Origin of the sequence: Streptomyces sp. NPDC087440, assembly GCF_044744005.1 — a bacterium.
In the GTDB taxonomy this organism is placed as follows: domain Bacteria; phylum Actinomycetota; class Actinomycetes; order Streptomycetales; family Streptomycetaceae; genus Streptomyces.
On record NZ_JBIUXN010000046.1, the window covers coordinates 1 to 10,491 of the forward strand.

Consider the following 10,491-nt stretch of genomic DNA (forward strand, 5'->3'; position numbering starts at 1 on the left):
CGTTGACTTTTGGCACGCTGTTGAGTTCTCAAGGAACGGACGCTTCCTTTGTACTCACCCTCGCGGGCTTTCCTCCGGACGTTTTCGTTCGGTGTGTTTCCAACCTTACCAGATCATTTCCGCGCCGTTTCCGGTTTGGATTTTGTTTCCGGTGGCCGTTGGAGGGCCTTTGCCTTTCGGCGTGTTCACTACTTTAGCTGCTTTCCCTTGCGGCTCATAATCGGGCCGTTGGGATCGGAATTCGGGCATGCCGAAATTCGAACCCGTTAGGGGAAGTCGTAGGTAGTGGTTGGCCGCTCCGGGCTGCTTGGTCGGGTCCGATGGACCGTTCCGACAGCAGTGCCCGTTTCAAGCGGCTCGGGCTACGTTAGGCGCGCGGCCGGGTCGAGTCAAGTTGCTCGGCGGCGTGGCTTGTGGGCGCGGTACGGGCTGACCGTCGGGTCGTCGGAGATCCAGAAGCGCCAGGGGTGGGCCGCTCCGTCTCCCCCCACTCCGGTGCGGGGGCCGTTCTGGTGCTGGTCAGGTGGGGGTGGGGTGCCCTGCAGGACGGACAGGGGTGAGTCCGGGGCCGTACAGAGGTCGGTGCCGTCGAGGGCGCGGGTGATGTCGAGACCGGTGGCCAGGCGGGCGGGGCCTTTGGCCAGTTCGTTGTCGTTTCGGGCTGAAAGCCGTCGTTTGCGGACGAGGTCGGCGCCCTTGGTGATCTCGCCGGCGCGGAGGAGGACACCGCTTGCTTCGTCCTCGGGGCCGCAGACCAGGTTGAGGCTGAACCACATGCCGTAGATGAAGTAGACGTACGCGTGGCCGGGTGGGCCGAACATCGAGGCGTTGCGGGCGGTGCGGCCGCGGTAGGCGTGCGAGCCCGGGTCGTGTTCGCCGTCGTAGGCCTCCACCTCGGTGATGCGGAGTTCGATGGGGCCTTCGTCGGTGCGGCGGACCAGGGTGCGGCCCAGCAGGTCGGGGGCGACGGCCAGGACGGGGCGGTCGAAGAAGGAGCGGGTGAGCGGCGTACGGTCCGGTTCCGGCACGATCATGCCTGCCGAGGGTAGTGGAACCCGGGTTGCCGTCGGTCGTTGTGCGGGTAGGCGCGGAACCGGGCGCCTGTGTCGAGCGTTTGTACTGGTCAAGGCCGGAAGAGTTAAGGGGAGAGCATGGGATTCAAGAAGCTGCTGGCGAGCCTGGGTGCGGGTGGGGCGTCCGTGGAGACGGAGCTCACCGAGGCGAACGTCGTGCCCGGTGGAGTCGTGCAGGGCGAGGTGCGGATTCAGGGCGGGTCCGTGGACCAGCAGATCGAGGGGCTGTCGGTCGGGCTCCAGGCGCGCGTCGAGGTCGAGGGTGGTGACCAGGAGGTCAAGCAGGACATCGAGTTCACCAAGGTCAAGCTCGGCGGGGCCTTCCAGGTGCAGGCCGGGGCGGTGCACGTGGTGCCGTTCGGTCTGGACATTCCCTGGGAGACGCCGGTCACCAGCATTGCCGGGCAGCAGCTGCGCGGGATGGACATCGGTGTGACGACGGAGTTGGAGATCGCGCGGGCCGTCGACTCCGGCGATCTGGACCCGATCAACGTGCACCCGCTGCCGGCGCAGCAGGCGATTCTGGACGCCTTCATCCAGCTGGGGTTCCGGTTCAAGAGTGCCGACATGGAGCGCGGGCACATCCGGGGGACGCGGCAGCGGCTGCCGTTCTACCAGGAGATCGAGTTCTTCCCGCCGCAGCAGTACCGGGGGCTCAACCAGGTCGAGCTGACGTTCATCGCGGACGACCGGGAGATGGACGTGATCCTGGAGATGGACCGCAAGGGCGGCATGTTCAGCGAGAGCAGCGACTCCTACCGGGCGTTCCAGGTGGGGCTGCACGACTTCCAGGGGACGGACTGGGCGGCGTACCTCAACCAGTGGCTGGCCCAGGTCGGTGGGCAGCGGAACTGGCTCTAGGGTCGGAAGGGTTCCGCGTGAGTGTTGAGCGAGTAGGAAGGTGTTGACGTGACCGAGGGCAAGAGGGCGCCGCTGCCGCACGACTTCCATCCGCCGGTGGCTTCGTTCCGTGTGGTGAGCGAGGACGTCGCCGAGGGTGCGGAGCTGAAGGGCGCCCAGGTGTACGCGGACGGGAACACCTCGCCGCAGCTGCGGTGGGAGGGGTTCCCCGCGGAGACCAAGAGCTTCGCGGTGACCTGCTTCGACCCGGACGCGCCGACAGGCAGCGGGTTCTGGCACTGGACGGTCTTCGACATTCCGGCGTCGGTGACCGAGCTGGTGGCCGGTGCCGGGTCGGGGAAGTTCGAGGGGCTGCCGGAGGGCGCCGTACAGGCTCGTAACGACTACGGGTCGAAGGACTTCGGTGGGGCCGCTCCCCCGGCGGGCGAGCGCCACCGATACGTGTTCACCGTGTACGCGGTGGATGTGGAGAGCCTTGCCGCGCTGGGTGTCGGCGCGGACACTCCGCCTGCTGCTGTGGGGTTCAACCTGCGGTTCCACACGCTCGGGCGGGCACAGCTCGTAGCGGAGTACGAGGCTCCGGCCGAAGGCTGAGCCGTAGTCCGAAAGATTCACGGGGTATTTGCCCGTTCCCGGTCTTGAAAGAGATCGGGAACGGGCAGTTTTTGTTTGGGGGGTGTGCGCGCCCTCCGCCGGGGACGCCGTTAATGCGTTGTCCATTGGGGCGTGTCCCGCCAGAGTTGATCCAAGCCCGCCACGGGGTGGGCCGGCACACGGAGGGTGGGCGGGATGCGTGACACGCTGGTTTTGAACGCGAGCTTCGAGCCACTGTCGACGGTGACTTTGAACCGTGCGGTGGTGCTTGTCCTGACGGACAAGGCCGTGGTCGAGAAGTCGCATCCCGGGCTGCGCATGCGCGCCGCCGCTGTCGATCTTCCGGTGCCGATGGTGATCCGGCTGAGCCGGTACGTACGGGTGCCGTTCCGAAGACAAGCTCCGTGGTCGAGGCGGGGTGTGTTGATACGGGACCAACACAGGTGCGCGTACTGCGGGAAGCGGGCGACGACCGTGGACCACGTGGTGCCTCGGTCGCGCGGTGGTGGTGACACCTGGTTGAACACGGTGGCCTCGTGCGCCGAGGACAACCACCGCAAGGCGGACCGTACGCCGGAGAAGGCGGGGATGCCGTTGCTGTTCGAGCCGTTCGTCCCGACGCCCGCCGACGCGATGTTGCTGTCGCTGAGGGGGGCGGAGTGGGATTCGCTGCCGGACTGGCTGGCGGAGTCCGCGGCCTGAGGAGTGCGGTCGTAGGGAGAGGGAGCCCGTCTCGTGGTGGAGGCGGGCTTCTTCGCGTACGTGCTCCTCCCAGGGTCAGGCGAGCAGGAGCTGGACGATCGCGACGATGCCGACGGCGACGATCACGCCGCGCAGGACGGTCGGCGGGAGGCGGCGGCCGACCTTGGCGCCGATCTGGCCGCCGAGGGCGGAGCCGACGGCGATGAGGAGTACGGCGGTCCAGTCGAATTCGGCGACGAAGAGGAAGAAGACCGCGGCGACTCCGTTGACGACGGCGCCCAGGATGTTCTTGACGCCGTTGATGCGCTGGAGGGAGTCGTTGAGGAGCAGGCCCATGAGGGAGAGGTAGAGGACTCCCTGGGCGGCGCCGAAGTAGCCGCCGTACGCGCTGGCGAGGAGCAGGCCGACGAGGAGGGCCGGGCCGCCGTCGGGGTGGGGGCCGGATTCCGGGTCGCCGCTGAGTTCGCGGCGGCGCTTGAGGGCGGCGGACAGCTTGGGCTGGAGGACGACCAGGATCAGGGCCAGGCCGATCAGGACCGGGACGATCGTGTCGAAGGCGGAGGAGGGGAGCGCGAGGAGGAGGATCGCGCCGATCAGGCCGCCGAGCAGGGCCGTCAGGCCGAGGCGGATGATGCGTCGGCGCTGGCCGCGCAGTTCCTTGCGGTAGCCGATGGCGCCGCTGATGGAGCCGGGGACCAGGCCGAGCGTGTTGGAGACGTTCGCGACGACGGGCGGCAGGCCGGTGGCCAGGAGCACCGGGAAGGTGATCAGGGTGCCGGAGCCGACGATGGTGTTGATGGTGCCCGCGCCGATGCCTGCGGCGAAGACGGCGAGCATCTCCCAGATCGTCATGCGGTTTCGTACCCCTCGTGCTGAGTGCAGAGTGCTGATCGCTGCCGTATGCAGCGATCATGCACGAGAGGGGTGGCGGGTCAGTCGATGGGGGGCTGTTCGCGGCGTTCCTTGGTGCTGCCGGAACCGCCCGAATTCCCGCCAAGGGGGCCGAAGTTGCCCATCGCTCCGGAGAGGCCCTTGAGCGCGTCGCCGATTTCGCTGGGGACGATCCAGAGCTTGTTGGCGTCGCCCTCGGCGATCTTCGGGAGCATCTGGAGGTACTGGTAGGCGAGCAGCTTCTGGTCGGCGTCGCCCGCGTGGATGGACTCGAAGACCGTACGGATGGCCTGGGCCTCGCCCTCGGCGCGCAGGGCGGCGGCCTTGGCCTCACCTTCGGCGCGCAGGATCGCGGACTGCTTCTCGCCCTCGGCGGTGAGGATCTGGGACTGCCGGATGCCCTCGGCGGTGAGGATCGCGGCGCGCTTGTCGCGGTCGGCGCGCATCTGCTTCTCCATCGAGTCCTGAATGGAGGTCGGCGGCTCGATCGCCTTGAGCTCGACGCGGTTGACGCGGATGCCCCACTTGCCGGTGGCCTCGTCGAGGACGCCGCGCAGGGCCGCGTTGATCTCCTCGCGGGAGGTCAGGGTCCGCTCCAGGTCCATGCCGCCGATGATGTTGCGGAGCGTGGTGACGGTGAGCTGCTCGATGGCCTGGATGTAGCTGGCGACCTCGTAGGTCGCGGCGCGGGCGTCGGTCACCTGGTAGTAGATGACGGTGTCGATGTTGACGACCAGGTTGTCCTGGGTGATCACCGGCTGGGGCGGGAACGGGACGACCTGTTCGCGGAGGTCGATCCGGTTGCGGATCGAGTCGATGAACGGGACGACGATGTTCAGGCCCGCGTTGAGCGTGCGCGTGTAGCGGCCGAAGCGCTCGACGATGGCGGCGCTGGCCTGTGGGATGACCTGGATCGTCTTGATCAGGGCGATGAAGACCAGCACCACCAGAATGATCAGGACGATGATGATCGATGACATCGCTTCCCCGTGCCCTTCGTGTTGCTCGACGCTGCGCGGACGGGCCGGTCGGCCGGTTCCGCGATGATCGAGTTTTCCAGATGGCGGTACGCCGTGCAGGGTGTTCCGTCTACCTCACGGACGTTCACATGACCACGGCCGTCGCTCCGTCGATCTCGACGACGTCGACCTGCTGGCCGGGCTCGAAGCTCTGTCCGGCGTCCAGGGCGCGGGCCGACCAGATCTCGCCCGCGAGTTTGATCCGGCCGCCCTCGGCACTGGAGACGCGCTCCACGACGATTGCCTGGCGGCCCCGCAACGCGTCGATTCCGCTTGCCAGTTGGGGGCGTTGACTTCGGCGCCGGGTGGCGATCGGGCGTACCACCGCGATCAGGACGACCGACACGGCCGCGAACACCAGGACCTGGGTGACGAGTCCGCCGCCCAGGTAGGAGGTGAGTGCGCCCGCGAGCGCGCCGGCGGCCAGCATTCCCAGTTCGGGCATCGTCGTGACGACGAGGGCGATGCCGAGCACCGCCGCGCCGATCAGCCACCAGAGCCATGCGTCCATGTTCACAACGGTCATGGTAGGGGCGGGTGGTCGGCGCGGACAGGGCGCACGGGATTCACGTACCGGCTCAAGTGCGGTACGTACGACAGGACTTAGCCCATCGGGAGGCCCTGGGCGGTGTAGCGGTCGCCGCGGTGCTCGACGACGAGCGGCAGGCCGAAGCACAGCGAGAGGTTGCGGGAGGTCAGCTCGGTCTCGACGGGGCCGGCGGCGAGGACCTTGCCCTGGCGGATCATGAGGACGTGGGTGAAGCCCGGCGGGATCTCCTCGACGTGGTGCGTGACCATGATCATCGAGGGGGCGTACGGGTCCTTGGCCAGGCGGCCCAGGCGGCGGACCAGGTCCTCGCGGCCGCCGAGGTCGAGACCGGCGGCGGGCTCGTCCAGGAGGAGGAGCTCGGGGTCGGTCATCATGGCGCGGGCGATCAGGGTGCGCTTGCGCTCGCCCTCGGAGAGGGTGCCGAACTTGCGGTCCAGGTACTCGCTCATGCCGAGGCGGTCGAGGAAGGCGCGGGCGCGCTGCTCGTCGACCTCGTCGTAGTCCTCGTGCCAGGTGGCGGTCATGCCGTAGGCAGCGGTGAGGACGGTCTCCAGGACGGTCTGCCGCTTGGGCATCTTCTCGGCCATGGCGATGCCGGCCATGCCGATGCGGGGGCGGAGGTCGAAGACGTCCACCCGGCCGAGGGTCTCGCCGAGGATGGCGGCGGAGCCGGAGGAGGGGAAGAGATAGCTGGAGGCGATGTTCAGCAGCGTGGTCTTGCCGGCGCCGTTGGGGCCGAGGATGACCCAGCGTTCGCCTTCCTTCACCGACCAGGAGACGTCGTCCACCAGAGCCCGTCCGTCGCGGACCACGGATACGTCCACCAGCTCCAGTACATCGCTCATGAGCGCGTTGTCTCCCCATGCAGTATCGAAATGTCGCGTGTGCCTGTGGGCACAGCGCCCAAGGAAAACCTACGCCACCGCTCGGACAGTCCGGCCCTTGGGATGGGTGCGGCCCGGAATCTAGGCTGGGGCGCATGCTCACGGAACCACGTTCAGGAATGCTGGCGGCTTGGGGAAATGCCCTGCTCGGGGGATTTGTCTCACCGGACGACGCGGCGACGGCCATCGTCGGCGACGACACGGTGCACCGGGTGACCGGCGTGCCGGGCGAGGACGGACCGGTCGGGCTCACGCTCGCGCTGGGGCGGCTGCGGGCGCTCGGGGCGACGGGCTTCCGGGTCGCGCTGCCCGCGCCGGGCCATCCGCTGGGGCTGAGCGGTCCGCCGGAGTTCAACGCGCGGGCGCTGGAGGCCGAGGAGGCGGTGGTCTGCACGGGGGCCGCGCTGGGACTCGTACCGGAGATCGAGGAGATCGGACCCCGGGGGGACGTACGGGTCGAGGTGACCTGGGTGTGTTCGGCGGTACGGGACGCGCCGCCGGCCGACGTGCCGTCGCTCGGGGAGGCGGAGCGGGAGCTGGCGGAGGCGCTGCGGGACGCGACGGCGGTGCTGGCGAAGCTGGACGTGGCCGGGTCCGGGCCGGTGGCCGAGGCGGCGATCGACGCGTACCGGGCACGGTCGGAGGCTTCGGCGGAGGTGCTGGCGCCCGGGTATCCGGCGCGGGCGGTGCGGGTGCTGGAGATGGCGCGGCGGGTGGGGCTCGTGGTGTCGCTGGCGTACGGGAACGGGCACGGGGGTGCGGTGAGCGCGTCGGAGATGTGGGCGCGCGGGGAGGCGTTGCGGCCGGTGGAGCGGGTGGCGCGGCGGGCGATGGTGGCGGCGTACGGGGCCGTCGTGGAACGCACCGCCTGATGGCCCGGTGCGCTGCGCGCGGGCCGGGAACGGCGAGAGCCCCGCGGTCAGGACCGCGGGGCTCTCGAACAGGACTGGCGTCAGGAGTTGACGCCGTCGTTGCCGAACGCGGGGTTCAGCAGGCCGATGACGTTGACCGTGTTGCCCACGACGTTCACCGGGACGTGCACCGGAACCTGGACCTGGTTGCCAGAGCCGACGCCCGGGGAGCGCTCGGCCTTGCCGTTGGCGTCGGCGTCGGCGAACGCCGCACCGGCGGAGGCACCCGCGGCGATTCCTGCGACGGCGAGGACGACAGCGGCCTTCTTGGCAGTGTTCATGAAAAGTAATCCTTAGGGATGTATACGGGGCGATCCCAACCCCGGGACCGCTGAATGGAGAACGCGCCAATCGACGGAACGACACGGCTGTCGGCGCGGATGCTCACTTTCGAAGCAAGGGGCCCCGCGGGCTGACTACTCCGCAGGGCGGGGCGCGGAACGGCCCCCGGTGTGTGCCGAGGGCCGTTTTCCCCTTCACGACGGGCCTCTGTGCGGGCCCGGTCGATCAGTGGTTGACGCCGAGGTTCCCGAACGCGGGGTTGAGACCGCCGATGACGGTGACGGTGTTGCCGACCACGTTCACGGGAACGTCGACGGGGACCTGGACCAGGTTGCCCGAGCCCACGCCCGGGGACTGGACGGCCTTGCCCTCGGCAACGGCCCCGGGGTGGCCGTGGCCGTGGCCCGGACCGGTCGCGGAGGCAGCACCCGCACCGGCGGCGACGAGCCCACCGGCGACCAGGGTGACGGCGGCAGCCTTCTTCAGGTTCTTCACTTCAGGTTCCTCCTAGCGGTGGCTGCGGCCAGCCGCCGCAGCACGCCATGGAGAACGCCTCCGCGGCGATCAGGTTGCGCCGTACGGATGACTTACACACGACGGTATGAATCTCGTACCGGAGGAAGACGGTCCGGATGACGTGCGGTCAGTCGGTCAGACCGTGCCTGACCGCGTAGAGCGCGGCCTGGGTGCGGTCGGCGAGGTCCAGTTTCATCAGGATGTTCGAAACATGGGTCTTGACGGTCTTCTCGGAGAGGACGAGGGCGCGGGCGATCTCCCGGTTGGAGCGGCCGTCGGCGATGAGGGAGAGGACTTCCCGCTCGCGCTCGGTGAGGGAGGTGCTGCGGCCCTGGCCGCTGTGCGGGTCGTCCTGGGCGAGGAGGGCTCCGGCGACCTCGGGCTGGAGGAGGACGTGTCCGGCGTGCACGGAGCGGATGGCTCCGGCGAGGGCGTCCGGGTCGACGTCCTTGTAGACGTAACCGGAGGCTCCCGCGCGCAGGGCGGGGACGACCGTGCGCTGCTCGGTGAAGCTGGTGACGATCAGGACCTTGGCGGGGTTGGCGAGTTCGCGGAGCCTGCGCAGGGCCTCGATGCCGTCGGTGCCCGGCATCTTGATGTCCATCAGGACGACGTCGGGGCGCAGGGACTCGGCCTGGGCGACGCCCTCGGCGCCGTCGCCCGCCTCGCCCACGACCTCTATGTCGTCCTGGATTTCGAGGAAGGTGCGCAGGCCGCGGCGTACGACCTGGTGGTCGTCGACGAGCAGGACGCGGATCTTCGGTTTTGTCGCGGACGGGGTGCTGTGGCCGGGCTCAGGCACCGGGGACCTCCAGGGTGATCGTGGTGCCCTTGCCGGGCTCCGAGTGCACGGTCAGGGTGCCGCCGACACCGCTCGCGCGGTCGCGCATCGAGACGAGGCCGAGGTGGCGGCCGGCCCGGCGGACTCCGGCGGGGTCGAAGCCGCAGCCGTCGTCGGTGACGCTGAGGCGGGCGCGGTCGTCCCGCGGCTTTTCGAGTACGACGTCCACGCGGTCCGCGCCGGAGTGGCGCAGGGCGTTGTGCAGGGCCTCCTGGGCGACGCGGAGCATGGCCTCCTCCTGGGCGGCGGGCAGGGCGCGCACGCCGCAGCTGTCGAAGACGACGTGGGCGGTGTGGGCGCGGTCCATGACCTGGACCTGGTTGCGCAGGGTGGCGACCAGGCCGTCCTCGTCGAGGCCGGCGGGGCGCAGCTCGACGACGGCGGCGCGCAGTTCGTCGGCGGCTTCGGCGGCGAGGGCGGCGACCTGGTGCAGCTCGTCCTTGGCGCGGGCGGGGTCGCGGTCGACGAGGGCGGCGGCGGCCTGGGCGGTGAGGCGCAGGGAGAAGAGCTTCTGGCTGACCGCGTCGTGGAGTTCGTGGGCGAGGCGGGAGCGTTCCTCGGCGATGGTCAGCTCGCGGCTGCGCTCGTAGAGGCGGGCGTTGGTGAGGGCGATGGCGGCGTGCTGGGCCAGGATCGTGAGGAGGTCCTCGTCGGCGGCGGTGAAGCCGCAGCCGCCGTCGGGCTTGGGGCAGCGCTTGTTGGCGAGGAAGAGGGCGCCGATGACCTCGTCGCCGTCGCGGATGGGGAGCCCGAGGAAGTCGGACATGTCGGGGTGGGCGTCCGGCCAGCCCTCGAAGCGGGGGTCCTTGCGGACGTCGGCGAGGCGCTCGGTCTCGTTGCCGTGCAGCATCGCGGCGAGGATGCCGTGCTGGCGGGGCAGCGGGCCGATCGCCTTCCACTGCTCTTCGCTGACGCCGTCGACGACGAACTGGGCGAAGCCGCCGTGGTCGTCGGGGACGCCGAGGGCCGCGTACTCGGCGTCCAGGAGGTCGCGGGCGGAGGCCACGATCGTCTTGAGGACGTCGCGGACTTCGAGGTGGCGGCTCATGGCGAGGAGGGCGGAGCTGACGGCGGTCAGGCCGCCGGGGGGCAGGTGGGGGCGGCCGGGGGTCATGTCCGTCACCGTACCGGTGGGGGGTGGGGGGTGGATCGGGCGTGGGGGTGAGAGGGGGAGGTCGGAGGGACTAGGTCTGGGGGCGGGGGTACGGGGATGGGCGGGGCCCGGTCGGGGGTGTGCCCGGTGCCGGGGCGGGGCGGGGCCTCTTTGGACGGGCGTCCGGCACGGGGGCTGGGCCAGGGGCGGCACCCGGGTGGGCCGGGAGCGGGAGGGGCCGCCCCCTTGCCCGCCCGTCCCGCCCCCGGGGGGC

At 69.9% G+C, this 10,491-nt stretch carries 13 protein-coding genes; 4 read left to right on the forward strand and 9 right to left on the reverse strand.

Features of this window, described 5'->3' with window-relative positions:
• Positions 1-389: 389 nt before the first annotated feature.
• Positions 390-1,031, reverse strand: coding sequence for a DNA-3-methyladenine glycosylase (locus ACIO3O_RS42465; protein WP_401756343.1), 642 nt, complete (start codon positions 1,029-1,031; stop codon positions 390-392).
• 120 nt (positions 1,032-1,151) lie between these two features.
• On the opposite strand from ACIO3O_RS42465, the gene ACIO3O_RS42470 reads away from it, so the two are divergent.
• From ACIO3O_RS42470 to ACIO3O_RS42480, 3 genes are all read left to right on the forward strand, one after another.
• The gene (locus ACIO3O_RS42470; protein ID WP_401756310.1) at positions 1,152-1,934 is read left to right on the forward strand and encodes a sporulation protein; all 783 of its coding nucleotides are present in this window, start codon (positions 1,152-1,154) and stop codon (positions 1,932-1,934) included.
• 48 nt (positions 1,935-1,982) lie between these two features.
• Positions 1,983-2,528: a YbhB/YbcL family Raf kinase inhibitor-like protein gene (locus ACIO3O_RS42475; protein WP_401756312.1), complete on the forward strand. Its 546-nt coding sequence runs from the start codon at positions 1,983-1,985 to the stop codon at positions 2,526-2,528.
• 195 nt (positions 2,529-2,723) lie between these two features.
• Positions 2,724-3,230, forward strand: coding sequence for an HNH endonuclease (locus tag ACIO3O_RS42480; protein WP_401756315.1), 507 nt, complete (start codon positions 2,724-2,726; stop codon positions 3,228-3,230).
• 75 nt (positions 3,231-3,305) lie between these two features.
• On the opposite strand, the gene ACIO3O_RS42485 is transcribed toward ACIO3O_RS42480, so the two are convergent.
• The 4 genes from ACIO3O_RS42485 to ACIO3O_RS42500 all read right to left on the reverse strand — a co-directional run bounded on the left by ACIO3O_RS42485 (position 3,306) and on the right by ACIO3O_RS42500 (position 6,535).
• Positions 3,306-4,082, reverse strand: a complete 777-nt coding sequence (locus ACIO3O_RS42485) for a sulfite exporter TauE/SafE family protein (protein ID WP_401756317.1) — start codon at positions 4,080-4,082, stop codon at positions 3,306-3,308.
• Positions 4,083-4,162: 80 nt separating this feature from the next.
• Positions 4,163-5,101, reverse strand: a complete 939-nt coding sequence (locus tag ACIO3O_RS42490) for an SPFH domain-containing protein (RefSeq protein WP_401756320.1) — start codon at positions 5,099-5,101, stop codon at positions 4,163-4,165.
• Positions 5,102-5,225: 124 nt separating this feature from the next.
• Positions 5,226-5,666, reverse strand: coding sequence for an NfeD family protein (locus ACIO3O_RS42495; protein ID WP_401756322.1), 441 nt, complete (start codon positions 5,664-5,666; stop codon positions 5,226-5,228).
• A gap of 77 nt (positions 5,667-5,743) precedes the next feature.
• Entirely contained in the window at positions 5,744-6,535 is a 792-nt protein-coding gene (locus tag ACIO3O_RS42500; RefSeq protein WP_401756325.1) for an ABC transporter ATP-binding protein, read from the reverse strand.
• A gap of 134 nt (positions 6,536-6,669) precedes the next feature.
• Here ACIO3O_RS42500 and ACIO3O_RS42505 point away from each other — a divergent pair, with 134 nt between their 5' ends.
• Positions 6,670-7,446, forward strand: a complete 777-nt coding sequence (locus ACIO3O_RS42505; RefSeq protein ID WP_401756328.1) for a hypothetical protein — start codon at positions 6,670-6,672, stop codon at positions 7,444-7,446.
• Positions 7,447-7,526: 80 nt separating this feature from the next.
• Here the strand turns inward: ACIO3O_RS42505 and ACIO3O_RS42510 are convergent, their stop codons facing one another.
• The 4 genes from ACIO3O_RS42510 to ACIO3O_RS42525 form a co-directional block, all read right to left on the reverse strand.
• A complete protein-coding gene (locus tag ACIO3O_RS42510) occupies positions 7,527-7,766 on the reverse strand; it encodes a chaplin family protein (RefSeq protein ID WP_401756331.1) in 240 nt (79 codons plus the stop codon).
• Positions 7,767-7,992: 226 nt separating this feature from the next.
• Positions 7,993-8,262 (reverse strand): chaplin family protein, encoded by a 270-nt coding sequence (locus ACIO3O_RS42515; protein WP_401756334.1) that lies wholly within the window; start codon positions 8,260-8,262, stop codon positions 7,993-7,995.
• Positions 8,263-8,410: 148 nt separating this feature from the next.
• Positions 8,411-9,085, reverse strand: a complete 675-nt coding sequence (locus tag ACIO3O_RS42520) for a response regulator (RefSeq protein WP_401756337.1) — start codon at positions 9,083-9,085, stop codon at positions 8,411-8,413.
• Positions 9,078-10,238 (reverse strand): GAF domain-containing sensor histidine kinase, encoded by a 1,161-nt coding sequence (locus ACIO3O_RS42525; protein WP_401756340.1) that lies wholly within the window; start codon positions 10,236-10,238, stop codon positions 9,078-9,080. The genes ACIO3O_RS42520 and ACIO3O_RS42525 overlap by 8 nt, the downstream gene beginning before the upstream one ends.
• Positions 10,239-10,491: the final 253 nt, after the last annotated feature.

Bases quoted from the DNA above. Each gene is read 5' to 3' on its own strand.
- ACIO3O_RS42480 (WP_401756315.1), top strand. From the start codon at position 2,724: ATGCGTGACACGCTGGTTTTGAACGCGAGCTTCGAGCCACTGTCGACG.
- ACIO3O_RS42510 (WP_401756331.1), bottom strand. From the start codon at position 7,766: ATGAACACTGCCAAGAAGGCCGCTGTCGTCCTCGCCGTCGCAGGAATC.
- ACIO3O_RS42485 (WP_401756317.1), bottom strand. From the start codon at position 4,082: ATGACGATCTGGGAGATGCTCGCCGTCTTCGCCGCAGGCATCGGCGCG.
- ACIO3O_RS42500 (WP_401756325.1), bottom strand. From the start codon at position 6,535: ATGAGCGATGTACTGGAGCTGGTGGACGTATCCGTGGTCCGCGACGGA.
- ACIO3O_RS42525 (WP_401756340.1), bottom strand. From the start codon at position 10,238: ATGACCCCCGGCCGCCCCCACCTGCCCCCCGGCGGCCTGACCGCCGTC.
- ACIO3O_RS42495 (WP_401756322.1), bottom strand. From the start codon at position 5,666: ATGACCGTTGTGAACATGGACGCATGGCTCTGGTGGCTGATCGGCGCG.
- ACIO3O_RS42470 (WP_401756310.1), top strand. From the start codon at position 1,152: ATGGGATTCAAGAAGCTGCTGGCGAGCCTGGGTGCGGGTGGGGCGTCC.
- ACIO3O_RS42505 (WP_401756328.1), top strand. From the start codon at position 6,670: ATGCTCACGGAACCACGTTCAGGAATGCTGGCGGCTTGGGGAAATGCC.
- ACIO3O_RS42490 (WP_401756320.1), bottom strand. From the start codon at position 5,101: ATGTCATCGATCATCATCGTCCTGATCATTCTGGTGGTGCTGGTCTTC.